This window comes from Paenibacillus sp. A14, assembly GCF_036864815.1.
In the GTDB taxonomy this organism is placed as follows: Bacteria; Bacillota; Bacilli; order Paenibacillales; family Paenibacillaceae; genus Fontibacillus; species Fontibacillus sanfengchensis.
Genome location: NZ_JBAGJD010000017.1, coordinates 33,651 through 58,417, shown reverse-complemented (window position 1 = coordinate 58,417; position 24,767 = coordinate 33,651). Strand labels below are relative to the sequence as shown.

The 24,767-nt window shown below is 52.9% G+C and carries 25 protein-coding genes and 2 tRNA genes; 4 read left to right on the top strand and 23 right to left on the bottom strand.

What is annotated here, in order from left to right; all coding sequences use genetic code 11:
• Positions 1 to 82 precede the first annotated feature (82 nt).
• From V4U88_RS25075 to V4U88_RS25035, 9 genes are all read right to left on the bottom strand, one after another.
• On the bottom strand, positions 83 to 994 hold the full coding sequence (locus V4U88_RS25075) for a M14 family metallopeptidase (protein WP_334075930.1): 912 nt from the start codon (positions 992 to 994) through the stop codon (positions 83 to 85).
• A 25-nt stretch (positions 995 to 1,019) separates the two neighbouring features.
• Positions 1,020 to 1,661: a TraX family protein gene (locus V4U88_RS25070; protein WP_334075929.1), complete on the bottom strand. Its 642-nt coding sequence runs from the start codon at positions 1,659 to 1,661 to the stop codon at positions 1,020 to 1,022.
• Positions 1,662 to 1,845: 184 nt separating this feature from the next.
• Positions 1,846 to 2,667 carry a glutamate racemase gene (gene racE / locus V4U88_RS25065; protein WP_334075928.1) on the bottom strand — a complete coding sequence of 274 codons (822 nt, stop codon included), beginning with the start codon at positions 2,665 to 2,667 and terminating at the stop codon, positions 1,846 to 1,848.
• A 195-nt stretch (positions 2,668 to 2,862) separates the two neighbouring features.
• Complete coding sequence (locus V4U88_RS25060) at positions 2,863 to 3,285, bottom strand: YtxH domain-containing protein (protein WP_334075927.1); 423 nt, start codon at positions 3,283 to 3,285, stop codon at positions 2,863 to 2,865.
• A 117-nt stretch (positions 3,286 to 3,402) separates the two neighbouring features.
• The gene (locus V4U88_RS25055; protein WP_334075926.1) at positions 3,403 to 3,831 is read right to left on the bottom strand and encodes a DUF86 domain-containing protein; all 429 of its coding nucleotides are present in this window, start codon (positions 3,829 to 3,831) and stop codon (positions 3,403 to 3,405) included.
• Positions 3,832 to 3,864: 33 nt separating this feature from the next.
• Entirely contained in the window at positions 3,865 to 4,152 is a 288-nt protein-coding gene (locus tag V4U88_RS25050) for a Dabb family protein (protein WP_334075925.1), read from the bottom strand.
• A gap of 159 nt (positions 4,153 to 4,311) precedes the next feature.
• Complete coding sequence (locus V4U88_RS25045; protein WP_334075924.1) at positions 4,312 to 5,625, bottom strand: 6-phospho-beta-glucosidase; 1,314 nt, start codon at positions 5,623 to 5,625, stop codon at positions 4,312 to 4,314.
• Entirely contained in the window at positions 5,622 to 6,614 is a 993-nt protein-coding gene (locus tag V4U88_RS25040) for an N-acetylglucosamine kinase (RefSeq protein WP_334075923.1), read from the bottom strand. The genes V4U88_RS25045 and V4U88_RS25040 overlap by 4 nt, the downstream gene beginning before the upstream one ends.
• A gap of 80 nt (positions 6,615 to 6,694) precedes the next feature.
• The gene (locus V4U88_RS25035) at positions 6,695 to 7,579 is read right to left on the bottom strand and encodes an AraC family transcriptional regulator (RefSeq protein ID WP_334075922.1); all 885 of its coding nucleotides are present in this window, start codon (positions 7,577 to 7,579) and stop codon (positions 6,695 to 6,697) included.
• Positions 7,580 to 7,773: 194 nt separating this feature from the next.
• On the opposite strand from V4U88_RS25035, the gene V4U88_RS25030 reads away from it, so the two are divergent.
• A complete protein-coding gene (locus tag V4U88_RS25030; protein ID WP_334075921.1) occupies positions 7,774 to 8,088 on the top strand; it encodes a hypothetical protein in 315 nt (104 codons plus the stop codon).
• Between the two features lie 62 nt (positions 8,089 to 8,150).
• Here V4U88_RS25030 and V4U88_RS25025 read toward each other — a convergent pair.
• The 5 genes from V4U88_RS25025 to V4U88_RS25005 all read right to left on the bottom strand — a co-directional run bounded on the left by V4U88_RS25025 (position 8,151) and on the right by V4U88_RS25005 (position 12,103).
• Positions 8,151 to 8,223, bottom strand: a tRNA-Lys gene (locus V4U88_RS25025).
• A gap of 9 nt (positions 8,224 to 8,232) precedes the next feature.
• Positions 8,233 to 8,307 (bottom strand) — tRNA-Ala (locus V4U88_RS25020).
• A 163-nt stretch (positions 8,308 to 8,470) separates the two neighbouring features.
• Positions 8,471 to 10,393: a PTS fructose transporter subunit IIABC gene (locus V4U88_RS25015; protein WP_334075920.1), complete on the bottom strand. Its 1,923-nt coding sequence runs from the start codon at positions 10,391 to 10,393 to the stop codon at positions 8,471 to 8,473.
• A 45-nt stretch (positions 10,394 to 10,438) separates the two neighbouring features.
• On the bottom strand, positions 10,439 to 11,353 hold the full coding sequence (gene pfkB, locus V4U88_RS25010; RefSeq protein ID WP_334075919.1) for a 1-phosphofructokinase: 915 nt from the start codon (positions 11,351 to 11,353) through the stop codon (positions 10,439 to 10,441).
• 3 nt (positions 11,354 to 11,356) lie between these two features.
• The gene (locus V4U88_RS25005; RefSeq protein WP_334075918.1) at positions 11,357 to 12,103 is read right to left on the bottom strand and encodes a DeoR/GlpR family DNA-binding transcription regulator; all 747 of its coding nucleotides are present in this window, start codon (positions 12,101 to 12,103) and stop codon (positions 11,357 to 11,359) included.
• A 206-nt stretch (positions 12,104 to 12,309) separates the two neighbouring features.
• On the opposite strand from V4U88_RS25005, the gene fabV reads away from it, so the two are divergent.
• Both fabV and V4U88_RS24995 read left to right on the top strand, forming a co-directional pair.
• Entirely contained in the window at positions 12,310 to 13,500 is a 1,191-nt protein-coding gene (gene fabV / locus V4U88_RS25000) for an enoyl-ACP reductase FabV (RefSeq protein ID WP_334075917.1), read from the top strand.
• 173 nt (positions 13,501 to 13,673) lie between these two features.
• Positions 13,674 to 15,731 carry a HelD family protein gene (locus V4U88_RS24995; RefSeq protein ID WP_334075916.1) on the top strand — a complete coding sequence of 686 codons (2,058 nt, stop codon included), beginning with the start codon at positions 13,674 to 13,676 and terminating at the stop codon, positions 15,729 to 15,731.
• A gap of 13 nt (positions 15,732 to 15,744) precedes the next feature.
• On the opposite strand, the gene V4U88_RS24990 is transcribed toward V4U88_RS24995, so the two are convergent.
• The 4 genes from V4U88_RS24990 to V4U88_RS24975 form a co-directional block, all read right to left on the bottom strand.
• Positions 15,745 to 16,725 (bottom strand): helix-turn-helix transcriptional regulator, encoded by a 981-nt coding sequence (locus V4U88_RS24990; protein ID WP_334075915.1) that lies wholly within the window; start codon positions 16,723 to 16,725, stop codon positions 15,745 to 15,747.
• A gap of 58 nt (positions 16,726 to 16,783) precedes the next feature.
• Positions 16,784 to 17,281: a DinB family protein gene (locus V4U88_RS24985; RefSeq protein ID WP_334075914.1), complete on the bottom strand. Its 498-nt coding sequence runs from the start codon at positions 17,279 to 17,281 to the stop codon at positions 16,784 to 16,786.
• Positions 17,282 to 17,468: 187 nt separating this feature from the next.
• Positions 17,469 to 18,818 (bottom strand): lytic polysaccharide monooxygenase, encoded by a 1,350-nt coding sequence (locus V4U88_RS24980; RefSeq protein WP_334075913.1) that lies wholly within the window; start codon positions 18,816 to 18,818, stop codon positions 17,469 to 17,471.
• Between the two features lie 347 nt (positions 18,819 to 19,165).
• Positions 19,166 to 19,999 carry a patatin-like phospholipase family protein gene (locus tag V4U88_RS24975; protein ID WP_334075912.1) on the bottom strand — a complete coding sequence of 278 codons (834 nt, stop codon included), beginning with the start codon at positions 19,997 to 19,999 and terminating at the stop codon, positions 19,166 to 19,168.
• Between the two features lie 444 nt (positions 20,000 to 20,443).
• Between V4U88_RS24975 and V4U88_RS24970 the strand changes: the two genes are divergently transcribed.
• A complete protein-coding gene (locus V4U88_RS24970) occupies positions 20,444 to 20,650 on the top strand; it encodes a hypothetical protein (RefSeq protein ID WP_334075911.1) in 207 nt (68 codons plus the stop codon).
• A 63-nt stretch (positions 20,651 to 20,713) separates the two neighbouring features.
• On the opposite strand, the gene V4U88_RS24965 is transcribed toward V4U88_RS24970, so the two are convergent.
• The 5 genes from V4U88_RS24965 to pstC form a co-directional block, all read right to left on the bottom strand.
• Complete coding sequence (locus V4U88_RS24965; RefSeq protein ID WP_334075910.1) at positions 20,714 to 21,343, bottom strand: DedA family protein; 630 nt, start codon at positions 21,341 to 21,343, stop codon at positions 20,714 to 20,716.
• 137 nt (positions 21,344 to 21,480) lie between these two features.
• Positions 21,481 to 21,993, bottom strand: a complete 513-nt coding sequence (locus tag V4U88_RS24960) for a PadR family transcriptional regulator (RefSeq protein WP_334075909.1) — start codon at positions 21,991 to 21,993, stop codon at positions 21,481 to 21,483.
• Between the two features lie 154 nt (positions 21,994 to 22,147).
• Entirely contained in the window at positions 22,148 to 22,906 is a 759-nt protein-coding gene (gene pstB, locus V4U88_RS24955) for a phosphate ABC transporter ATP-binding protein PstB (protein ID WP_334075908.1), read from the bottom strand.
• Positions 22,907 to 22,916: 10 nt separating this feature from the next.
• Entirely contained in the window at positions 22,917 to 23,804 is an 888-nt protein-coding gene (gene pstA / locus V4U88_RS24950) for a phosphate ABC transporter permease PstA (protein WP_334075907.1), read from the bottom strand.
• Positions 23,801 to 24,703, bottom strand: coding sequence for a phosphate ABC transporter permease subunit PstC (pstC, locus tag V4U88_RS24945; RefSeq protein WP_334075906.1), 903 nt, complete (start codon positions 24,701 to 24,703; stop codon positions 23,801 to 23,803). The genes pstA and pstC overlap by 4 nt, the downstream gene beginning before the upstream one ends.
• Between the last annotated feature and the right edge of the window lie 64 nt (positions 24,704 to 24,767).

Below are 24,767 nucleotides of genomic sequence, written 5' to 3'. Positions count from 1 at the left end.
ACTCCCCCTCTCTATACCGTTATACGATAAGATACCCATTTTTTCTATATACGTTCAACCGTTTGGACAAAAAAAAGCCGCGTTATCCGCGGATAAACTCGGCCAGGATCGGGGCCAGTTCTTCGTAGATCTCCTCGAATTCCTCCAAAGGCAGAGGGTTCACGCCCTCCCCCGCTTCTACGGTAAAGCCGGGCCGGCCGAATTCGTCGATGAACCAATCCTTGTACCCCGCGTCGCTCCCCGCAAGCTTAACGGCCCGGTATCCGCCACCGGACGCCGCCAGGCGCGCGGCCAGCATTTCCGCCTCCCGCGGCTCCCGCTCGCGGTAGTTCCAATAAATCTCTTTGCCCTGCGTATGCAAAGAGAGCACCCGGCTGAACCGCATTTCGCGGGTCAGCCGGGCCAGGGCGGCCGCCTCCGGCTCGCTGAGCGGATGCGGACCGCCGTAATCCTGCGGCGCCGGGCCGCACACGCCCCGGCGCTCCCGCTCCAGTTCCCAGCCGGCCGGGAACTGGTCGTTCAAATCGACGCCGCGGATATTGGCCTTCCAGCGGCGAAAATCGCGGCTGCCGCCGTTCCACGCGGCGAGCTCCTCCGCCCGGGCGAAGCCGGGCGGGATGCCATCCTGCGCCAGGTCGGCGCCGTCGGGGTTGACCATGGGGACCGCCCACAAGGTGACGGCATCCAGGCCGCACTCCTCCCCGGCTTCCCAGGCTTCCGCCAACCGCTCCACAAACCGGAGCAGCAGCGGGGCCGTGATCCACTCGTTCGCATGAACGGCGGCGTTCATATGGACCGCTTCCGGACCCTCTCCCAACACCAGGGCAACCAGCGGTTCGCCAAGCACGCTTTGCCCGATGGATCTTATCCGGATGCCGGGATATTGCCGCGTCAGCTCCCGCACTTGTGCCACATAATCGGCATTGCGATACCCGTTAAGGTTTCTCACCGTCACCAGCGGCCGAACATGCCGTTCCTTCCGATCGGGATTCACCTTATCCCATCCTTTCGCACTTTAATCAATCCCCCGCGCTAAGCCTCAACCCGTATACGACAAGGGTAAGAACGAACAAATGTGCCGGATAAAACGACCTCCATACCCAGGCCGGTACCCGCATGGACTCCAACCGCTTCCATACGCCCGGCCCATAGGCAATCACCAAGGTAGGCAGGATGCTGATCATCTGGATAGTCCAGCCGTAGGAAAGCAAATAAACGCAGTTCAACAGCAAATGCATCAGCAGCATTCCGGTAGATTGCGCATATTTGAATATAAGCACGAGAAGTAGTCCATATGCCCCATAATCAAACGGCAAAACCTCCATAAATACGGCAAATCCCGAAATGATCAGCACCGAAAGGACCCCGGGCTGGGTATGATCCAGAATTTTCAGCACCAGGACCGCCACCAGCAGCGTGGCCACGACATTCAGTCCCGCATCGTTCAGTACAAGCTGGTACGGGATTTGGGAAATTACGGTAATCAGCAACAGTCGGATGGCATATTTCTTAAAATTGGAAGTGTGGGCGTATCCTTGGACCAGCGCATAGGCGTAAATCGGAAAGGCGATTCGGCCGATCACTCTCCAGATCAGGTCTCCCGGGAAAAACAGCAGCCCGATGTGGTCGATCAGCATCGTAATCATGGCAATCAGTTGCATAAGGTTGCTCCTTCTTCACATAATAAATGATTTCCCTTTACCTCTATTTTACTTTACACGAACAACGGGCCGGAAATGCTTGCTATCCATATAATTAACCCGCAATCGCAATACGACCGCATCTTTCACGTACGAAAAGCAAAAAACCTTTGGCGCAGCGCATAGCTGCCCAAAGGTTTTGCGGTTAAAAGGCCGGGTTGGATACCTGCCAGACGATCGGAGTCAGCTCAATCTGTCTGCCGAGCCACTGCAAGGCGATGCTTCGGAACAAGTCCGGGTCGCCGCTGCAAAAAAATTGGTGTACGGGGATATCGCTGCCCCGGGCGAGCCTTCCTTTTTGATGAAGCACGGTGCTGATCTCCCGGGCCGTCTCATCCGCGGAGCTGATCAGCTTTACCGCAGGTCCCATTACCTGGATCATCGTTCTCGCCAAAAACGGATAATGAGTGCAACCGAGGATTAAGCAATCGATCGGATATTGCCGGATTTCACGGAGCGCGTCTTCCACGATCCCCAGAGCCTCCGGCATTTCGTAACGTCCCTGCTCCACCAACGGAACGAGCGTAGGACAAGCTTCGCTGACGATTTCAATCGCCGGATTCAGTTCCTTAAGCGCCGCGGTGTAGGCGCCGCTGCGGATCGTGCCGATCGTCCCGATGACGCCGATTTTTCCGGTTTTCGTGGCGCTGATAGCCGCACGGGCTCCCGGATGAATCACGCCGATCACGGGAACGGCCACTTTGGATTGAATATAATCCAGAGCCGCGGCCGTAGCGGTATTGCACGCGATAACGATCATTTTCGGATCGAATTGAATCAGAAATTGAACAATTTGCTCGGTAAAGAGGCGTACCTCTTCGGAGGATCGGGGGCCGTAGGGAGCGCGGGCGGTATCCCCGAAATAAATAATTTTCTCCCGGGGAAGCTGTCTCATGACTTCCTTGACGACGGTAAGACCTCCCACACCGGAGTCCAGTATTGCGATGGCTTGCTGCTGCACGAACATACCGCTTCCTTTAGACTAGTTATTTTAAATTTCCGTTTTCTCTTCCTACTTTATGTATTCAAGTCATAAAGCGTACCTAAATCTTAACTCAATTTATACGGAGGGACAACTAAATAGAGACCTTCCATTTTTAACCGGCGGCAACAAAAAAGACCCATATCGGGTCTTGATCGTCACCGGCGGTTCGGGCCGGAATTAAGCTTTCTGTTCCGTCTCGCCGGCGGCTGTAATTTGCTCGCTCGAGACATCGCTTTCGGGATGATCATTGTCGCCAGCCACGCCGATCACCGCCGTCTCCTCCGGCGCCTCATTCTCCCCGAGTGACGAAACGCGTACTTCCGTGTCCTCGTTGTCTTCCTTCTCCTTGGCTGCGCGCCAAGCCTGGAATTCACTAACGAGACCGCCGGCCGTTTCCTTGACGCGGCTGGCCAGTTCCGCACTTTGTTCGCTGACTTTTTCGGCCACTTGCTGCGTCTTCTCCCCAACCTGACGAGCTCCGTCGGCGATATCCTTCCGCAGTTCACGCCCCGGTTTCGGAGCAAACAGCAATGCCGTCACCGAGCCTACGACCGCGCCGATCGCAGCTCCCCAAATCCAACCCTTCGCGTTTTTACTCACGTCACATCTCTCCTTATCCGGCCTTCCCCTACCGGGCGAATGCCTATATCGATAGTTCATTATAAGCAGGAGGGGGCCGTCCTGTCACAGTCCACGGGAAAAATCGTCACTTCGCTTCTAGGACGGAATATTTTCCTTGTCCAGATAGGTTCGTACGTTTGCCGCGAATTCCTCCATCGCTTGCGGAAGCTTTCGGGCAAGCGCATGTCCTGCGCTCCGGTCCCATTCGAAATACTCCTGCACGAGCGGCTTCCGCAACCGTACCAGTTCGGTTAACAACTCGAACAGATGCTGACCGATCACTTTTTCATCACGCATAATATCTATAATGTCCTCATAGCTGCTGGCATCCCGCATTATAAATCCGTCAATGAGGTAGCTTCCCACATCGGTCACGACCTCAATCGCCAAATGCAGAGCCCGTTCCTCGGCGTACCGCAGGATGAGCGGATTGTCCTCGGCGGAGCAAGCCGCCGCAAAAACCTGTTCCAGCTCGGGAAGCACATTCAGCCTGCGTTCAATTTGTTCCCGGTTCACATAATACAAGGCGCTTCCTCCCTCGGGGCTTCTCGCATCCCGCTAAAATTCGAAATCCACCGCAACCTGGCTCTCCCGAACCTGCGTCATATGCTCGATCACTTTCTTGTGCTCGGGATGAACCTGGTATCCTTCCAAATCCTCCAGCGAATCAAAGGTTGCCACCAAGGCAATATCATAGGAACGCGGCGATTTCACGACATCGATGCCTACCTCCAGATCGCGAAGCTGCTCCACCTTGCCTTTTAGTCCGCGAAGCACCCCGGCGGTGGTTTCAATACTTGCCGGAGACGAATCTTTCAGTTTAAACAATACGATATGCTTGATCACTTGCCCACTCTCCTTCAGTCGTCGTCACGGCCGTTTCAAACCGTGCATGTCCTTACTCTTCTATACAAAATATAACATAAAGCGCAGCGTCAAAACAGCCCGGCGCCTTCTCGCGGGCACCGGGCTGTTTATGCGGACAAACATCATAAAGAAAAAGGACTAAGCGTAAAAATTGGGCAAATAGCGGCGGTGGGCCTCCAGCATTTCATCCAGCAGCAGCTTGGCCGTCGAAACCGACGGGACCAACGGATGGTGAACCATCGCCTGTAAAGCGAGTCCGCGATCGCCGCTGACCGCCGCGTCGATCGCCAGGCTCTCATACGTTTTTACCGCATGAAGCAGTCCCTTGATATGCTGCGGCACATGCTGGGGAGTTAAAGGAATCGGGCCGCCCGCGGTAACGACGCAATTGATCTCGATGCTTGCGTCCGCCGGGAGAAAATCATAGATCCCGCCGTTCGGCACATTCAGCGTTTGAATATCATTTCGTCCGGTATACAGCGACTGCATTAAATGAACGGCCGCTTCGGAATAATACGCGCCGCCCCGCTGCTCCAGCTGCTTTGGCTTCTCCTCCAGCGATTCGTCGGCATAGAGTTTAAACAGTTCCTTCTCCACGCGGCTGACGATCTCGGCCCGGGTCCCATCTTTCTCCAAGGAAGCGATCTGTTCGTTCAGCATCTCGGTCGTCATGTAATAATATTTCAAATAGTAAGTCGGAATAGCGGAGAGCGACTGTAAAAATTGCGGGTCCCATCCCAGGGTGGGCACGTTTGTCGCCGAATACTCCTTCTTCCCTCGCAGAAGCTCGGGTAATACCTCTTTCCCGTCAACCAGGGCGGAGGTGACCCAATGCAGGTGATTTATGCCGACAAATTCGGGCAGTACCCGGCTTTCCGGCGTTGCGAACTCCTCGGCCAGAAACTTTTTAAAGTTGATCGGAGAGTTGCATAGACCTACAGTCTTTACGCGGGAATATTTCGTCACCGCTTCCGTCACCATGCCTGCCGGATTGGTGAAATTGAGCATCCAGGCGTGAGGAGCCAGCTCTTCAATGTCACGGCAAATCTCAAGAATGACCGGGATCGTCCGCAGCGCCTTGAACATGCCGCCCGGGCCTGTCGTTTCCTGTCCGATTACGCCGTGCCGCAGCGGGATATGCTCATCCAGCTTCCGAGCTTCAAGCAGGCCTACGCGCATTTGCGTCGTCACAAAGTCCGCTCCTTGAATCGCGGCCCTCCGGTCCAAAGTCAGATGAACTTCGATGGGAAGTCCCGACTTTTTAACCATCCGCTTAGCCAGATTGCCCACGATATCCAGCTTGTGCTTGCCTTCCTCGATATCCACCAGCCAAAGCTCCGATACCGGCATTTCACCGTATCCTTTGATCAGCCCTTCCACGAGCTCAGGGGTATACGAAGACCCACCCCCGATTACCGCAATCTTCACTTTCTTCGGGTTTTGTTGCTTCATTGGTTCACCACTCCCTTTTTATCGGCAAAAGATATTTCTTGCAGCTTCTTCAGCATTTCGGGACCGGCGGTGTATTCCGTCCGATCCATGGCACTCAGCACCGCGCCAACGACAGGCTCCATCGTAATCCGCGTAATCCGGGTCCGGGGCGCGGTCAACCGCACAGTTTCCGCAAGGGCATCCTGCATGATGTTGGTAACGCTTTTTGCCAAAACGCTGCCCCCCAATACGACATCAAACTTTTCGCTCTCCATCCCCAGCCTTCGGATTAACGCCGCCACCGCGTTGCCTAACTCGTGCCCCTGTTCGGTGAGGTGTGACGAGGCGACCTCATCTCCTTGCGCCGCCGCCTGGAACACCAGTTCCGCCAAATGCAAGGGCGGCGCGTAGCCATCGTCCAGAGCGGCGTCGATCATCTCCGGTACGCCGGGAAACCCGGTCGCTTGGAGCACCAGGGGCTGAAGCAGCGTCGGCTTGCCCCGGCCGTCCCAAGCCCGGACGGCCGAGCGAAAAGCGAAATTGGCCAAATCCCTCCCGGCCCCTTGGCCGTCGCCGAACAGGTAGCCAAAGCCGCCGTACTGCAGCTCTTCCCCCGCCGGATTCCGGGCGGCCGCGTTGAATCCGGTCCCGCAGATGACCACCGCTCCAAAGGGCCGGTCCGTTCCCGCCCGCATGGCGATCATCGTATCGCAGGCGATCGTCCAGCGGGGGAAGCCGAGCCTTGCGATCATGGGCCGCAGCACCCGGTAATCCGGTTCACGATCAGCTCCGGCAAGACCAAAGAAAGCATGATCGACCGCCGCAGGCGTAAGGTTCGACTCCCTCAAAGCTTGAAAACAGGAGGCGGCAATATTTTGCTCCGCTTCCGCTTCATGAATCTGATGGTTTCCGTTGCCGGCCACACCCCGCCCGACTACGTTCCCTTTGTCATCCACAATCAGGCAGTAGGTTTTGCTCCCTCCGGCATCCACGCCCAAAAAATACCCCATACGCATCTCTCCTTCTTCTCCAGCATACAAAACAGGACTATCGCATTTCCTCTGCAATAGTCCTGTTTTCTGATACAATCTTACTTTTTTTCTTCTCCCAGCAGTCGTTTTTTCAATACACTGGGCGGCGTTCCGATATGATGAAGAAATAAGCGGTTGAAGTTCGAAAGGTTGCGGAATCCGCTGGCTTCCGCAATCTCCAATATACTGAGCTCCCCCTGCTCCAAAAGGCTTACCGCATAATCCAGCCTTAGTTGAACCAGGTAATTCATCGGTGAGGTACCGGCCATTTGGCTGAACAGAGCGCTGAATCGAGAGGGACTTAAATGGACAAGCTCCGCCAATTCCTTCAGCGTCCAGGGGCGGGCCAGTTCGGCATCCATGATCCGGATCACTTGGCGAATCTGGTCCAGATGCTTGGCCTTCGTGCGCCGCGAATCTCCGGGGTCCAGCCGAAACCGCCGGTTCACCTCCGCAAGAAACAGCAGCAAAAGCCCGCGTATGGCCGAGGCGTGGGAAGGGGAAGCGGCGTTATACTCCTGCATCATCGTTTCAATATAACCCCGGAGCGTTGCGCTGGCCGGATGGGAATGCGGGATGTGATTGGAGAAGCAAATTCCTGTCTGGCGGAACGGCTGCATAATATCGGGATCGTAACGCTGCTCGGGGGCCAACAGCGTCGGATCGAACATGACGATCACCATCTCGAGGTTTTTCCCCTCAAAAGCGCGATGCAAATCGTGAGAGTCAATCAGAAAAAGATCGCCCCGTTCGAATTGAAATTCCTGGCCGTTGATCAAGTAAATTCCGCTTCCGCCAGCGATCCAGTTAATTTCCAGGGCTCTGTGCCAATGAAGCCGCTGAAAGGAAGGCGTCACCCCGGTGGAACTGGATATCGTCAACGGAAAGTGGACCGGCAACGAGATATGATCCGGCTGGATCGGTGTGAATGTTGAGCGGTTCACGCTGGGTTCCCCCTCATTAAAATCATACGATGATCTTCTTTTCCCTCATTGAACCACAAATCCCCAATCCTGCACAACCGCGTTTTCGGTCTATACCCTATCAAACTATCAAACATATTCTATAGTAACTCCCAATGGAATTCATAGATTTCTGGGGAGCCATCAACATTATTCCAGAAAGAGAGGTGAAAGACATGAGTTTGCTGCGATTTCTGCTGTACTCTCCCATGCGAAGACGTCTTCGCATCCTTCAAGCCAGGCTGGAGCTGCTGTCCGATCGGCTCGAACGAATGGAGAAGCACTTGGAGGAGAGCAGGTTTTTGGACCCGGCCACCCGTGAGAAACTAAGGGCGGCATTGGGCAAAACCGTAGCGCTCCAAATGGACGCATCCTCGATTCGGGGCACCTTGGTGTCCGTCCAGTATCACTCGCTCGAAATGAAAAATGAAGCCGGCCAAATGATCACGGTTCCCGTATCCCGAATTACGGCAGTAATGTTTGACGACTGAGTCTTTTCCCGCGTAAAAAGAAATAACCCCTCGGAAACGAGGGGTTATTTCTCAATGTATGATGGACTCTCAGGGACTCGAACCCTGGACCAATTGATTAAGAGTCAACTGCTCTACCAACTGAGCTAAGAGTCCACGATATTATGGTGGAGCGTAGGGGGGTCGAACCCCTGACCTCTTCGCTGCCAGCGAAGCGTTCTCCCACTGAACTAACGCCCCATAGAATCATTAGCAACGAAATATAATATACCATTGCACAGCATGGTTGTCAACCATAAAAATAAAAAAAGTTAAGTATAGACAATAATATAGACAGTATAAAAGGGATGTCCCGGCCAGACGCTATGGCAATGGACATCCCTTTTTTTATTATTGGATTTGTTTAACCCTGCGCTTCCGCATTCTTCTTCCAAACGCCGAGAAGGAGACCCGAGACAACCGCGCCGATCAATACGGCGAGCATAAACAGCAAAGCGTGGTTGGCCAGCGCGGCCACGAAGATCCCGCCGTGCGGCGCGGGCACGTTAATTTTCCACAGCTGAGTCAAACCTCCCGCCACCGCGGAGCCCAGAATACAGGACGTCAGGACGCGCAGCGGGTCGGAGGCGGCAAACGGAATCGCGCCTTCGGTAATAAAGGAAAGACCTAAAACGTAGTTGGTAAGACCGGATTTACGTTCCTGTTCCGTAAATTTACGTTTGAAGAACGTCGTGGCCAACGCGATCGCCAGCGGCGGAACCATCCCGCCCGCCATAACGGCCGCCATCATAGCTCCATTGGTATTGCCGCTGGAGGTAAACACCCCGATGGCGAAGGCATATGCCGCCTTGTTGAACGGACCGCCCATATCGATCGACATCATGCCGCCGAGGATGATACCGAGGATCACCATGTTTCCTGTACCCAGATTGTTCAAAACATCGATCAAGCCTTCATTCATCCAGCTAAAAATCGGATCGACCACATAGAACATAACCGTCCCCGCGACCAGAAGGCCGAAGATGGGATACAGCAGGATCGGTTTCAAGCCCTCCAATGCTTTAGGCAAACCGGCAAATACTTTGCGCAGCAGGATGATGACATAACCTGCCAGGAAACCGGCCGCGAGGCCGCCCAGGAAACCGGCATTGGAGTTGACGGCCATCAACCCGCCGACCATCCCCGGCATCAAAGCGGGACGGTCCCCGATGCTCATGGCGATAAAACCGGCGAGAATCGGAATCAGGAAATGGAAAGCCCCGTTCCCCCCGCCGATCGTTTGCAGCAGTTGAAACAGCGGACTGCTTTCGCCGGCTACTTGCTCGATCAGGAAGGAAATCGCGAGCAGGATCCCGCCGCCGACGACAAACGGCAGCATGTGGGAGATCCCGTTCATCAGATTTTTATAGATGCCGCTGCCGATTCCGCCGGCCTTCTCGCCTTTCTCCGATTCGGCTCCGCCACCCGCGCTACGATAAATCGGCGCGTCGCCATTCAGCGCTTTCCGGATCAGTTCCTCGGGCTTCCGGATACCGTCGCTGACCGGACGCTGCAGCACAGGCTTGCCGTCAAAGCGGGCCATCTCGACGTTCTTATCCGCGGCGATAATAACCCCCTTCGCCCGGCGGATTTCATCCGGGGTCAACACGTTGCCAGCTCCCTCGGAACCGTTCGTTTCGACCCGGATGCTGACACCCATCTCCTTCGCCTTCTTCTTCAGGGCATCCTCGGCCATAAACGTATGGGCGATGCCCGTGGGGCAGGCTGTCACGGCAATCACAAACGCTTCCTCGTCCGTCGGCCCGCTTGTTGCGGCGGCCTTTGGCGCCTCCGCTTTATTTTGCGGCTCCGCCGGCTTTGCCGCCTCTTCGTCCGCCTGCTTGGCGTCGAACAAAGCCGCTACTTCTTTCGGCGTTTGTGTCCCTTTGAGCTTATCGATAAAATCGCTGTCGATCAGCAGCCGCGAGAGCGCCGCCAGCGTGCGCAGATGCGTGCTTCCCGCCCCTTCCGGCGCAGCGATCATGAAGAACAAGTAAGCCGGCTCGCCGTCCAGCGCTTCGAAGTCCACACCTTTGGCGCTCTTGGCGAACACGACGGTCGGTTGTTTGACCGCTTTCGTTTTGGCATGGGGCATGGCAATCCCTCCGCCGATACCGGTGCTGGACTCGCCTTCACGCTTCAGGATCGCCTGTTTGAATTCAGCCGGGTCATTGATCCGTCCATTCTTGTCCAAGCTGGCAATCAGCTCATCGATGGCCGCTTCCTTCGTGGTCGCCGCCAGATCCATGATCATCGCTTCTTTGATCATCAGGTCCGTAATTCTCATTTTGCTCACTCTCCTGTAAAATGTCTTCGCAATAAGATCACGATGTTACGACCACTCCGAAATAGCGACCTGACCTCTCAGTTGACCGATTTTCTCCCCCGTCGCCAAATCATCGGAGAACGCCGTGGCGCTGCCCGAGGCGACCCCGGTACGAAACGCTTCAAGAAGATCTCCACCCTGGGCCAGCGTCCCTACAAACCCGGCAATCATCGAGTCCCCGGCGCCCACCGAATTCCGCACGGTTCCGGCCGGAACGTTCGCGTGATAGACCTTCTCCCCCGCAATGAGAAAGGCGCCCTCCCCCGCCATGGAGATAAGCACGTGCTGTGCCCCTTTCTCCAGCAGCTTCCGGCCATAAGTGATAATGTCTTCCTTGGATTCCAAGGTCACCCCGAACAGTTCGGCCAATTCATGGTGATTGGGCTTCACCAGCAAGGGGCGATGTTTCAACGCTCTGAGCAAGGCCTCCCCGGTCGTATCGATGACAAACCGGGCTCCGGTTTGCTCGCAAACTCCAATCAGCCGTTCATAAAAACCGGAGCCCAGCGAAGGTGGAACACTGCCCGACAAGACGACGATATCTTCCCGGTTCAACGCCGATAGCTTTTGCAGCAAGGCATCGGATTCAGCCGAACCGATCTTGGGTCCCTGACCGTTGATTTCCGTTTCTTCTCCGTGCTTCAGCTTGATGTTAATCCGGGTGTCTCCCGCGATTTGCACAAAATCGGTCCGAACGGACTCTTGTTTCAAAAATTGTTCAATAAAGCCGCCTGTAAAGCCGCCAAGAAAGCCAAGTGCGGTATTCTCCGCGCCGAGCCGATTCAAAATACGGGATACGTTGATCCCTTTCCCTCCGGGAAGCTTCAAATCCCTCTCCATCCGGTTTAGACTTCCCAACTCCAGATCATGAACCTCTACGACAAAATCAATAGAAGGGTTTAGTGTCATAGTATAAATCATATGTTATCCCTCGATTATTCTAGTTTTTTGCCCTATCGGGTCCTTCCATGACTGAGGCACCGCTTCGGTAATCAAAACGGCCTCCTCCAGATCGAACAGTTTAGCGAATGTAATTTCACCGAATTTGCTGGAATCCGCAAGAACATAGCTGCTGCCGGATAACTCATGGGCCTTTCTCTTGATCAGCGCTTCTTCCGGATCAGGAGTAGTATATCCCATCTTGGGGTCTATCCCATTCGCTCCCAAAAAACATTTGTCAAACCTGAAATTTTCCATATTCTGAAGCGCGATGCTGCCGATCACCGCTTTGGTATGCATTTTCATCATTCCGCCGAGCAGGTAGCTGCGGATATTTTTGCCCACCAATGCCTCGACATGGGACAGACCGTTCGTGACGACGGTTATATTTTGCGCTTCGATATACGGAATCATGGTTAATGTGGTAGTGCCGGCATCCAGGTAAATGCATTCTCCATCATTCAGCTGCTTGGCGGCCAAGCGAGCAATGACGTGCTTTTGTTGAACGTTTTTGAGCGTTTTCTCCTCCATTCCCGGTTCGAGGCTTTTTTGCCCCGGCAAGGCGGCACCGCCGTGAATACGCTTTAATAGCTTTCGTTCCTCAAGATCGACAAGATCCCGCCTGACGGTGGATTCCGAAGCACCCAACAGCTCGGTTAACTCCTGGAGCTTCACGACGCCACGTTCTTGTAAGCGCTGTAATATTACTCCGTATCTCTCTTCTGTCAGCATATTTAAACCTCCATCTGCTCCTATAGTACCATAAAATAGATAAAAAACAATCAAAATATTTCACAAACAATCAATTTCGTTCATTCCGATTTCGCATCTTGTGGCCAAACTTTTGCAAATTCGAAAATACAGGTACAATAGTGAAGATGAATCAAATTTAAAATAGGCTGTAGGTTAGTTTTTGAAGAAAGGAACGAATCGATTCTATGATCATTAAACCCAGAACCCGCGGCTTTATTTGCACAACAGCCCATCCGGAAGGATGCGCGCGCCAGGTAGAGCAGCAAATTGACTATGTAAAAAAACACCCTGCGATTCATGGGCCGAAAAATGTGCTTGTCATTGGCGCCTCCACGGGATATGGGCTTGCTTCCCGCATCGTCACGGCCTTTGGAGCGGGTGCCAATACTGTCGGCGTCTACCGTCCGAGCGCCGCCAGCGCCACGCGGACCGCTTCCGCCGGATGGTACAATTCAGCCGCTTTTGAGCGGGCCGCTAAAGAAGCGGGCCTTAAGTCCTTAAGCGTAACCGGAGATGCCTTTTCCGCAGAAACCAAGCGGAAAACGGCCGAGCTCATCCGCAGCGAGCTGGGACAGGTCGACCTGGTTGTCTACAGTGTGGCGACGGCCCGCCGTACCCATCCCGAAACCGGCGAGACACACACCTCCGTGCTGAAACCGATCGGCCAACCTTACACCAACAAGACCGTAAATTTTCATACCGGTGAAGTCAGCACCGTTACGCTCGAGCCGGCCAGCGAACAGGAGATTGCCGACACGGTAACGGTTATGGGCGGTGAAGACTGGCAGTTGTGGATCGAAGCGCTGGACAAAGCCGGTGCTTTGACGGAAAATGCGGTGACGGTCGCCTATTCCTATATTGGCTCCAACATCACGCAGCCGATTTATCGGGAAGGAACGATCGGCCGGGCCAAGGACCATCTGGAACAGACGGCCCGAGAGCTTTCGAACCGCCTCTCCAAAGGCGGAGGCCGGGCTTACGTCGCGGTCAGCAAAGCGCTGGTCACCCAATCCAGCTCCGCCATACCGGTTGTGCCGCTTTATATGTCCGCGCTTTACAGGACCATGAAGGAAAAAGGTGTTCATGAGGGAACGATTGAGCAGATGTACCGTTTGTTTGCCGATCGCCTTTACGCGGGCGGGGAAACTCCGGTTGACGCGGAAGGCCGGATTCGGATCGACGACTGGGAAATGCGTGATGATGTGCAGGCCGAAGTGGCAAAATTGTGGGACGAGCTGGACTCGGAAAATATTTATCGGCTCTCCGATCTGGAAGGTTTCCGCCGGGAATTTTTCCAGTTGTTCGGCTTTGAAGTGGACGGCGTGGATTATGAGCAAGATACCGATCCTGTTGTGGAAGTGATCAACGTAAAATAAGGGAACAAACAAAAACGGTTGGAACAAGGCAGCACCTTGGACCAACCGTTATTTTGTATAGGTATTTTTGGACCCACGTACAAAATATAATAATACAAAGGTAAGTATAAGTCTATACTTTTTTCGCGTTGCTTCTATACTTAGGGGACAGTCCGACAAGAGGAGGCAACGGTATGATCAACCAAACAGAAACGCAAGAAAGAATGTATCTGACGGAAATTACAAACAAGCTCCGGCAGGCTGCGGAAGGGATAAGTCAACATGTATCACTTTCATACCAGGAAATTATTGAAGCCAAAAAATATGTATGGTCAAATATCGGCCAGTTGGATCCCGCGGAGCGAGCGGCGAACCGGATGGATATCGGCCTCCGGATCGATGCGGGAGAGAAGTCCAAGGACAAGCTCAGAAAGCTGACCAAGCTGCTGGAATCCCCTTATTTCGGGAGGGTGGATTTTAAAAAGAACAACGAAGATGACGGCGAACCCTTTTATATTGGAATCCACGCGTTTTCCGAAGAGAAGAATCAAACCAACCTCATTTACGACTGGCGTTCACCGGTAGCCACGCTTTTTTACGATTTTGAAAGCGGTTCGGCTTACTTCGAGGCACCGGCGGGAATAGTCGAAGGCCAAATCACATTAAAAAGGCAGTATAAAGTTCGAAACGGAAACATGGAATATATGATCGAAAGTTCGATGAATATCCATGACGATGTCCTGCAAAAAGAACTTAGCGCAACGTCGGACGAAAAAATGAAAAATATCGTCGCCACGATCCAGAAGGAACAGAATGCCATTATCCGGAACGAGACCTCTTACGAGCTGATCATTCAAGGCGTGGCCGGTTCCGGAAAAACCTCGGTGGCCCTTCACCGGATCGCTTTCCTGCTCTATAAGCAGAAAGGTGTGCTGACTTCGCGCAACATTCTGATTCTGTCGCCCAATAAGGTGTTCTCCGATTATATTTCCAATGTTCTGCCGGAACTCGGAGAAGAAAATATGCTGGAGACCGGAGTCCAGGAGCTCGCCTCCGCCGAGTTGGACGGATGCTGCTCCTTTCAGACCTTCAACGAACAGGTGGTGGATTTGATACAGCGGGATGATTGGCAAACCAAGGAGCGAATCGCTTACAAATCCAGGGTAGAATTCGTTACGGAGCTGGACGAGTTCATCGAATTCGCCGACCGGAACGACTTTATCGCTGCCGATCTGCAAATCGAATCCTTCTTTATTCCCAAGGAGCTGATCAGCACGCGTTACTATGCCCTGCGTAGAATGCCGGTGAAAGCAAGATTGGGTAAGATAGCTAACCAGATTTCTGGGGAACTCAAAGGACCAGACGGTGAGAAGCCTTCCGCCTCCACAGCCCGGCTGATCCGCTCCGCCATTCAAAAAATGTACCGGCACGCAAATCTTCTAACCCTGTACAAGGCCTTTTACAGCTACTTGGGGAAGCCCGAGCTTTTTAAACCTCTACGCCCCAAAACTATCGAATATAGCGACGTGTTCCCGATGATTTATGTAAAGCACTATTATGAAGGCCTTACGCCTTATGAATTCGTGAAGCATTTGGTCGTGGATGAAATGCAGGATTATACGCCGGTTCAATATGCGGTGCTGTCGATTCTTTTCTCCTGCAAAAAGACCATTCTGGGCGATGCCGGACAATCCGTAAATCCGTATTCTTCAACTTCCCTAAATGAGATCAAGTCCATGTTCCCGGCGGCCGAAACCGTCCAATTGAACCAAAGTTACCGTTCCACCTTGGAAATTACCGAATTTGCCCGGAACATCAAAAACAACCCGGATCTTATCCCGGTGAAGCGGCACGGCGAAGAACCCCTTCTACAGCCATGCGGGGGAGCCCCCGAAGAATTGACGCGGATTCAACAACATGTCGAGAACTTTATGCTTTCGGAATATCGCTCCTTGGGAATCATCTGCAAATCGACGAAGCAAGCGAATTCAGTCTACGGATATCTGCAAAATTGCGATATTCCCGTCAAGATGCTTGACTTCAACAGTCTGCAGTACCACGAAGGCATCGTCGTAACCACCGCTCATTTGGCGAAAGGATTAGAGTTCGATTCCGTTCTCGTTCCCTTTGCCGATCAGGACAATTACCGAAACGAGATGGATCAAAGCTTGCTGTATATCGCCTGCACCAGAGCCATGCACCAGCTTGTTCTTACCTACGCCGGGGAACCGTCCCGTTTCCTGCCGGCCTAAATCACGGCTGGTGTCACGTGTTTGGCTGCCCGCTCATTGTTCCGTAGTGATCCGCGATGTCTAGGCTTGCCTCGACCAGCCTTTCGATGAACCAGTCGGGCTCCAGGATGCGCAGCGCCCTTCCATAAGGAAGAAGCAAATGCGGGACATAAGAAATCAACGATTCTCTTCCGAGCCGAAAGACCGCCTCTTCCTTGCCTCGATTGACCAGCGCGTGACCGAATAACCAATGCCGGCACAGTTCGTTCAGCACCTGCTCCTTCCCGGAAACCCGGACGGTCACCAGCGTTTCGCTCTCCAGGGAGCCGGGAAGGAGGCCGGCAAACAAATGCGATTTGGCCGAAAAATTGTCAGGACGCTTGAAATGCTGTTCCGTGGCCGCAAGCCCGGTAATTCGGTCCACCCGGAAGCTGCGGATACTCCCGCGCAGGCGGCAGTAACCCACCGTATACCAGCTTCCCTTCCAATGTACGATTCCGTACGGATCGAACAACCGCGAGGTAGGGGCTCCCTTCCCCTTATCGTACAACATTTCAAGTGTTCTCTCCTCCGCCGAGGCCTGCTCCAGTTGGGCCAAGAGGTTTCTTTCCCGCTCCTCCGAAGGAGGCTGAATGACCGCTAAACCCTGATCATGCCGCTCCATTTCGCTGAGCTGTTCTTCATTGGTGTACAGCTTCAGCTTATCTACCGCCCTCTCCAGCGCCTGCGTGTGAGGGTAGCCCGCCTCCCTGGCGAAAGTGGCGGCATGAACCAGAGCCTTTTGTTCATCCCGGTCAAACATAAGGGGGGATTCCGCAAAGCGTCCCAAGATTCTGTAGCCGCCTCCGGGGCCCGGCTCCGCAATGATCGGCGCACCGCTGGCGCACAGCGAGTCGATACAGCGGTAGACAGTACGGACATGAATCTCCAGCCTTTCCGCGATCTCTTGGGCGGTCATTTTTCGGCCCGAACGGAGCATCCAGAGGATCGACAGCATTTGATCGGCTTTGGACATGTAGCGTTACCTCAATTCCTTAAGGGAAAGTCCCCGAATTTCCTTCATTGTACCTTTTTTATTTTAGAGGTTCCATCCCTGCCTCGACCCAGGATTCGTAGGTTTGCCCATAAACCTCAGGGATTCTCAATCCCGCCTGGCGCATAAGCACCGTCATCTGCCCTCGGTGATGGGCTTGATGCATTAGGGTGAATCGCAGCATTTCCCCTAGCCGATAAGGTTGTCCCATAATCTCCTGCATTTCTTGAAGCCGGGCGTCATCCCATTGGGTTTGCACCGCCTTCTGTAGGGCCAAACTCACTTTTTCATATTGCTCCGCAATGAAAGCCGCCGATTCGGGAACTTCCGCTCCTCCGGCCGGACCGTCAAAAATCAGCCCGCAGCCGGTCATATAATGCGGCGAAAGCGCGAGATGCCAGGCGATATCCCCAAGTGTCCTGCGGCCTGGGATCACCTGCCTGGTCAATGACTCGTCTGTAAGAGCGCTCATCACTTTCTCCGTTAATTTCCGTTCTTCTTCCCATTCTTGAATAAAGGCCTCTATTTTCCAAAACATTTGCATTCCTCCATATCGCGTCAAATGACATGCCTGAACCGAAGTTTTCTTACTCATGACTAAAGTCGCGAGTTTGCGAAAACTCGTTATCAAATTTTCTTTTCGGTACGAGTATACAAAAAAATCACTGACAGTTTCGGTCAGTGATTTTTTCGTTATAATCCTAATATTCTCTATCGGTCAAATCTCATTTCAACCGCCAAAGCGCCGGAGTCGTCGAAGGCTCCCAGCCTTCCAAAGAAGTATGGGCCTGCCGGCATTCGTAGACGGCACCGTTGTAGGTTACCATAGCCCCTACGGCATAGGCGACGTTCGGGGACCATTCCGGAACGGACGGAGCTTCGGACGTTTTCGCGGTCACCGCGTTGCTTGCCGCCGATTCGTTCCCCGCCGCATCCACCGCTTTAACCGTAAAACTGTAGCTCGTATTCGCGCTAAGTCCTGTAACGGAATACGAAGTGGTTGTACCGCTTACCGTTTGGACAAGCGTGCCGCCCCGGTAAATGCGATAGCCGGTTACACCCACGTTATCTGAAGAAGCATTCCACATCAACGCGATGCTGGAGGAGGTTGGCGTCCCCATCACATGCAGATAGCCCGGGGCAGTTGGCGCATGTGTATCGTTGACAACTTGGCCTGTCCTTACGTTTACCGCGTTGCTTGCCCCCGACTCGTTCCCGGGCGCATCCACCGCCTTGACGGTGAAGGAATAAGCCGTATCCGCCGACAAACCGGTCACGGTATGGTTCAAAACCGTGCCCGGGACTGAAGCGATTAGACTCCCTCCCCGATAAATCCGGTATCCCGTGACACCCACATTATCTGTGGAAGCGTTCCAGGAAAGGTTGACGGTGGTGGAAGTAATTCCGCTGGCCGCCAAGGAACCGGGGGCACTCGGTTTTTGCGTGTCGACCGGGTTCGTCCCCCCGAAATTCACGTCGATGACGTTATAAAAAGCATTGGCCGTATCCGCAATCTCCCAGACCGCCAAAATCACATGGTAGCCGCTTCTTTCCGGTACATTGCAAGTATCGGAGTAGGTATACGGCGGGCGGGCACCACCGTAGTCCACGGAGCAAAACGGTGTCAGATCGAAGGAGTTCCGCGACAGTGGAGCATTGGGATTCCATCCCGGTTTTGTAATATAATATTTCCAACTGCTGGTAGCGTGAGGAACTTTCAAATCCCAGGTGAACGTATTGGGACCGGAAGAGATATTTACTTTACTCCAACGGGTGGCGGACTGTTCATCCAGCTTAGGGAATATACCGCCTGCACTGGCAATTTTCCCGTCCGCCGGCCCGGCCGCCGGAAATCCTTTGGGCGCTTCCAGACTCTGCGGTTCATAAATAATCGCACCGCAATCGGTATTCTGGCCGTTCTTGCACAAGATCGCCCGACTTCCGGGAGAATCAACGTAACCATGGGCGGAAGCTTTTTCCGATAACAGGACCATACAAAAAACAGCAACCAACATAACCCCCAAAGAAGTAACCGCTTTCATCGAAAAAGACCTCGAAAGACGAATAGCTGCCATAACCTATGCCTCCTTTGATTTTGAAGTTGTCCGTCCCCATCCTGCTGTCTTTCCTGTTACTCCAGTGTATGAAAGCCCGCCTCACTCCTTCCCGAAACCGATTTATATAAATCTCTCACGAGATCTATATACGCAACGACCGAAACGATCTAGGAAGTGATTTACTAAGTTTGCCTAACTTGCCCCATTATAACCTTAAATTTGAAATTTGTGTGAATAAAACCCAAGTTACAGTGATAAATGACAGAAATTGTAGTTTTTTATAATCCCCATCCTATTCCAGCGGTTTGAACCCGCAAAAAAAACTCCGAATCGGATTCGGAGCTTCAGGTTCGGATCGCCTCTTTTTAAAATAAGCGGTGTATCTCATCCATTCGCTTCATCGCCAACTCGTATCCATGCTGACAGGTTTCGCGCAGCTTTCCGATATCCTTCTCAAAGCTGTCGAGGGGAACCTCCGGCCGAAGAAGGATGGCTTGGCCCTCTCGTTCCAGTTGCTCGCAGAAGGCAACGGTTTCATTATAGTGCTTATGCCGCGTCAAAAGAACTTCCTCCAGCTTGGGAAATCTGCGGCGTAGCAGCTTTGCCGCCCGTACGGTCCGCTTGCTTAACCTTTTCTCATACCCTTTAGGCTGGGTCAATACAATGAGGTGTTTGGCATTCCCGTCGGCCACCGCCTTGCGGATCGGGATGGGATCCGCCAATCCTCCGTCGTAATACTTTTGGCCATTCAATTCGATCGCCGGAAAAACAAAAGGAATGGCGCAAGTGGCGCGCAGCAGGGTCCACTGTTCATCGGCTTCAAGGCCGTTCAAATATTCGGGCGATCCCGTATGCGCATTAGTAACGCCGACAAGAACCTTTCCCTTATAAGACCTGTAAGTAGGCGTATCAAAGGGAACCAGCCGGGACGGGATTTCCTTAAAGATAAAATCCAAACCAAACAAACTGCGGTTTTTGAAAAAGTTCCGGTAGCCTATGTATCTGGAATCATTCCGATAATTCTCCATGATCTCCAGGTTTCTTCGCTTTTGTTTGGAAATATAGGAAATTCCGTTGCTGATTCCCGCGGAAACGCCAATGCAATAAGGAAACATAATCCCCTCATCCAATAGGGCATCCATCACGCCGGAGCTGAAAATCGGACGAAGAGTCCCGCCTTCCAACACTAAACTTGGCACGCCAATCCTCCTCACGTCTCCTGAGTTCGGGTTATCTTATTAATCATAGACCAGGACAGCGAGGATGTAAAATGAAACCATGAAAAAGGACCCTGGCGCAGCAGGGCCCTTCCTCGACGTCAAAAGGTCTTAATAGAAGCCTTTGGATACGATAACCAAAAGGATAAACAGGACCAGAATAACACCCGTAGAAGTCCAAATTCCGCCGACGTATCCGCCATTATTTCCGTTTTCGCAATATCCCGACATGACTTTCCCTCCCTTTTCTCAGTATACGGTATCATATTAAGCATAACGTCCAAAGGCCACGGCAAGCGCACAGAAGCCGGCCCAAATCACGCTTCCCGCCGGTCCGGGGCGAAAGTCCAACCTTTACAGCGCCTACTCCCTTTACGCACCCCCGGCATATCCTGAGATAAAGACGATTTAAAGCAGGTGGTACGTATGCCCAATAAAGGAAAAGTGGCGATCAGGAGCAAAAATAAGAAGAACTCGCGCGGCGGTAACAGTACGATCACCAATTCAGAGATAACGGCGGACGATTTGGCCCTCATTGGGGCGGGTCTTACCGTCCTGGGAGATCTTTTCGCCTTTTTGTCACTGGTTAAAGTCCGTCAAGAAAACGAGGATGAAGGAACGGAGAAAAGCTAAAGAAAAAAACGCCGGATATGTCGGCGTTTTTTTATGTACTGCGCCGAGGATTCGGCACTCGCGTCATGGAGTTTTGACCTGCTTAAGCTTCCATTTTCTCCACTTCCGCCACTTTATATATAAGATTCCCGCCAATAAGGCGCCCAAGCCTCCGAAAAAATAAACGAGATATTTCTCCACCAGTACGATAACCTGCTGCCACTGCTCGCCAAAAATATATCCGATACCGACAAAAACGCAGACCCACAAAAGTGCACCAGGATATGCATAAAGCGCAAAAGTTCGAAAAGGAACCCGGATAATGCCGACAAAGTAACCGAAAAATTGCCGGACTCCCGGAACAAAAAAGCTGATCAACAGCATTTTATTACCGTATTTATCATAGATTTTGCGCGTCTTCTCCAAATAGGCCGGTTTCAGCATGATCCATTTTCCGTATCGCTCCACCAGCGGGGCACCCACATGATGCCCAATCAAGTAAGTAATCGTAATTCCTATCGCAGAACCTGCAAATCCCGAGAGAATCGACGGCAGAAAAGCGAGCACTCCTTTATACGACAAGTAACCGGTATAGGTCAATGTCGTTTGCCCCGGGGGCAGCGGCAGCGCAATGAAGTCCACGGGAAGACCGAGCAGCAGCACAAAGTAACCGAACTCTCGGAACATTCCCTCTATCCACTCCAGCAATTGCATAAATATCCTGTCTCCTCATCCAGTCACCCGGCGCAGTCAACTGCACTGGCCGAAAAAGTATATTATCAGTATGATCGTAAAAAGGAAAATTCAAAATAGCCTCCGGTCGCGTTGCTTCCCCGTCCATGGTCCAGAATTTATAACTGGTCCAGCTCAGCTTGCAGCCGAATGATAATCTCTTCTTCCTTCATCATCATATCTTGCAGGTAGAGCGACAATTCCCGTGAGAACAGGGGCAAATCTCCTTGCCCCAGCTTTTCCAAACGCAGCCGTTTCTCGGCCAGTGCTTGTCTTCTGAAGACGAGAAGTCGCATACGCGCCGGCTTGTCCAGAAAATGATAGTAGGCCAGCCGAAGACCCCATTCCTCATCCGATTCGATCAGCTCCGGCGAAAAACGGTGAAGGGTGTCCAAAAAAAAACGCCGTCCCGACTCTGTGATCGCATATACATGGCGATTAGGTCTCTTATCTTGCTCCTCCATCGTTTTGCTGACCATCCCCCGCTCTTCAAACCGTTTTAGCTTCGGATATAGCGAGTTGTTGTTGATCATTCTCTGACTGTTCAAAACAACCACGATATTCTTTTTGATTTCGTATCCGTGCTTTGGCCCTTGCATCAACTGAGCCAATATCAGTACTTCAATATCCATTCCTGATCCTCCGAACCGTAATATCCAGTAAAGGCCGTCATATCCTCTTATTTTACTCGATCCTCCCATTACGTGCCAACACTTGTTCAAATGACAAGAAAAAGGAAAATCCGGCCGGCCCCTTGGGCCAGCCGGATTCGGTCCGGAATTGAAATTATCCAAATCTGCCGGATATATAGTCATCGGTTCGCTTATCTGTCGGATTGGTGAAAATTGTGCTCGTATCGTCGAATTCGACCAACTCGCCCATAAGGAAAAACGCGGTTTTCTCCGACACGCGCGCGGCTTGATGCATGTTGTGCGTTACGATGATAATGCAGTATTCGCGCTTTAGATCGGCGATAAGTTCCTCGATTTTCGCACTGGACACCGGGTCCAGCGCCGAAGCCGGTTCATCCATCAAAATGATGCTCGGATTGACCGCGATCGATCTGGCGATGCACAGCCGCTGTTGCTGCCCCCCCGACAGGGAGAGGGCCGAGCGGTCCAGCCGGTCCTTCGTCTCATTCCAGAGGGCTGCTTTCGTCAACGCCTCTTCCACGATTTCATCCAGCTTCTTTTTATCGCGGATGCCATGGTATCTCGGCCCGAAGGCAATATTCTCATAGATGGACTTATGAAAAGGATTCGGCCGTTGCCAAACCATGCCGATTTTCTGGCGCAGCAGCACCACATCAGTCTTGGGGTCGTTGATATTCTCGTCTCCGATCCAGATCTCCCCGGTGATCTGGGCTCCATCGATTAAATCGTTCATCCGGTTCAGACTGCGCAAAAAGGTGGATTTGCCGCAGCCGGACGGGCCGATCAGCGCCGTGACCTGGCGTGAGGCAAAATCGAGGGAAATTTCCTTGACCGCCTGCTTTTCCCCGTAGAATACGCTCAAATCTTTGGTGGACAGTTCTATATTAGGCATGGGAGTCCTCCTATTTCGTTGCCGTAAATTTCTTGTGCAGCATGCGTCCGATCCACCGGGCCGCCAAGTTGAACAGCAGTACTGTAATAATCAGGACGGCCGAAGCACCCGCGGCAATTTCCGGCGCATCCGGCGCCAGCCCCTCGGAATTGATCTTCCAGATATGAACGGCCAGCGTTTCCGCCGGACGGAACGGATTGAGCGGTGACATCGGACTCAGCGGATTCCAATCGGAAAAATCGAGTCTCGGGCTGCTCATCCCCGCAGTGAACAGCAGAGCGGCAGCTTCGCCGAAGACGCGGCCCGCGGCCAAGATCGTACCGGTCAGAATGATCGGCAGGGCGATGGGCAGCATAATCGATTTGATCGTTTTCCATTTGGATAAGCCCAGGGCCAAGCTTGCTTCTTTCTGCGCCTGCGGAACGCTGGCCATCCCCTGCTCCGTAATCCGGACCATCAGAGGCAGGTTAAATACGGTCAATGCCAACGCACCCGCGAACAAGGAGAAGCCAAAGCCGAACACGTTAACGAACACCAGCAAGCCGAACAAGCCGACCACGATAGACGGGAATGAAGACAGCACTTCGACAATAAGGCGAATAAAATCGGTAACCTTCCCCGGCTTCGCGTACTCGCTCATGTAGATCCCCGCTCCAAGCCCGAGCGGAACCGTGATAATCATTGTGAGGACAAGCAGGAAAAGCGAGTTAAACAGCTGCGGTCCGATCCCCCCGCCTTCCTTGATCGTTTCCGGCGGCGATGTCAAGAAATCAAAGCTGATATGTCCAATGCCGCGTACCAAGATAAATCCGAGCAAACCGGCCATAATCAACAATATAATACCGGCGAAAAAAATGATGACGGCTGTTGCGACTTTGTCTGCGGTTTTTGCGTTCATCGGTTTGCTCTCCTTTCAAGCCAGCGAACAATAAAGACGAAAACGAAGGTCATTAACATCAAAATGAGGGCCAATGTCCACAAAACGTTGTTTTGCGTCGAGCCCATGACCGTATTCCCCATGCTCAGCGTAATCGCACTGGTCAAGGTGGAAGCGGACTCGAACAGGGAGTGCGGAATATGCGGCGCATTCCCGATGACCATCTGAACGGCGAGCGCTTCGCCGAAAGCCCGTGCCATGCCGAGAACGACTCCCGTCATCAGGGAGGGAAGCGTCGTCGGAATCACGATTCTGGCCAGCGTCTGCCAACGGGTGGCCCCAAGCGCATAGGAACCTTCCTTAAGGCCCGGCGGCAAAGCCGCGAGCGCATCCGTAGCAATCGATGTCATCGTGGGCAGGATCATAATGGACAGCACGCTGGCCCCGGCGGCAATCCCGAGGCCTTGTCCCGGGAAGATATCCCGGTAAAACGGAACGATCACGCTGAGACCCACAAACCCGTAAACAACGGATGGGATCCCGGCCAGCAGCTCGATCGCGGGCTGCAGATATTTCCGCCCAACCTTCGGCATAATTTCAACCATGAATAAGGCTGCGCAAATACTAAGCGGGGCGGCGATAATCGCGGCCATAATCGACGTACTGAAGGAACCTATGATAAACGGAAGCGCGCCGTACAAAGGCGGTTCTCCCTCCGGCTTCCATTCGGTCCCTCCAAAGATTTCTCCAATGGAGATGCCATCTTTGATAAAGGAGCTAAACCCTTTGGTGGCGACAAAATAGACTAACGAAAATATAGTCACAACAAGCAGCACAATACATAAGGAGGTAAAAACTTTACCAGTCCACTCTTCCATAATGTGCTGTTTTATTTTGCGATTTTCTCTGGACCGAGCCATGAGACCTCTCCTTTTTGAAAGCACAGAAAGAGGCAGAATACTCCGCCTCTTGTCTTGCCGTATG

Coding starts and splice junctions, on each gene's coding strand:
- V4U88_RS25040 (WP_334075923.1), bottom strand. CDS start 6,614: ATGGGGTATTTTTTGGGCGTGGATGCCGGAGGGAGCAAAACCTACTGC.
- V4U88_RS25005 (WP_334075918.1), bottom strand. CDS start 12,103: ATGCTGACAGAAGAGAGATACGGAGTAATATTACAGCGCTTACAAGAA.
- V4U88_RS25070 (WP_334075929.1), bottom strand. CDS start 1,661: ATGCAACTGATTGCCATGATTACGATGCTGATCGACCACATCGGGCTG.
- pstB (WP_334075908.1), bottom strand. CDS start 22,906: ATGCCTAATATAGAACTGTCCACCAAAGATTTGAGCGTATTCTACGGG.
- fabV (WP_334075917.1), top strand. CDS start 12,310: ATGATCATTAAACCCAGAACCCGCGGCTTTATTTGCACAACAGCCCAT.
- V4U88_RS24980 (WP_334075913.1), bottom strand. CDS start 18,818: ATGGCAGCTATTCGTCTTTCGAGGTCTTTTTCGATGAAAGCGGTTACT.
- V4U88_RS24985 (WP_334075914.1), bottom strand. CDS start 17,281: ATGTTTTGGAAAATAGAGGCCTTTATTCAAGAATGGGAAGAAGAACGG.
- pstC (WP_334075906.1), bottom strand. CDS start 24,703: ATGGCTCGGTCCAGAGAAAATCGCAAAATAAAACAGCACATTATGGAA.
- V4U88_RS24965 (WP_334075910.1), bottom strand. CDS start 21,343: ATGCAATTGCTGGAGTGGATAGAGGGAATGTTCCGAGAGTTCGGTTAC.
- V4U88_RS25030 (WP_334075921.1), top strand. CDS start 7,774: ATGAGTTTGCTGCGATTTCTGCTGTACTCTCCCATGCGAAGACGTCTT.
- V4U88_RS24960 (WP_334075909.1), bottom strand. CDS start 21,993: ATGGATATTGAAGTACTGATATTGGCTCAGTTGATGCAAGGGCCAAAG.
- V4U88_RS25045 (WP_334075924.1), bottom strand. CDS start 5,625: ATGAAGCAACAAAACCCGAAGAAAGTGAAGATTGCGGTAATCGGGGGT.
- V4U88_RS24995 (WP_334075916.1), top strand. CDS start 13,674: ATGATCAACCAAACAGAAACGCAAGAAAGAATGTATCTGACGGAAATT.
- V4U88_RS24970 (WP_334075911.1), top strand. CDS start 20,444: ATGCCCAATAAAGGAAAAGTGGCGATCAGGAGCAAAAATAAGAAGAAC.
- racE (WP_334075928.1), bottom strand. CDS start 2,667: ATGTTCGTGCAGCAGCAAGCCATCGCAATACTGGACTCCGGTGTGGGA.
- V4U88_RS25015 (WP_334075920.1), bottom strand. CDS start 10,393: ATGAGAATTACGGACCTGATGATCAAAGAAGCGATGATCATGGATCTG.
- pstA (WP_334075907.1), bottom strand. CDS start 23,804: ATGAACGCAAAAACCGCAGACAAAGTCGCAACAGCCGTCATCATTTTT.
- pfkB (WP_334075919.1), bottom strand. CDS start 11,353: ATGATTTATACTATGACACTAAACCCTTCTATTGATTTTGTCGTAGAG.
- V4U88_RS24990 (WP_334075915.1), bottom strand. CDS start 16,725: ATGTCCAAAGCCGATCAAATGCTGTCGATCCTCTGGATGCTCCGTTCG.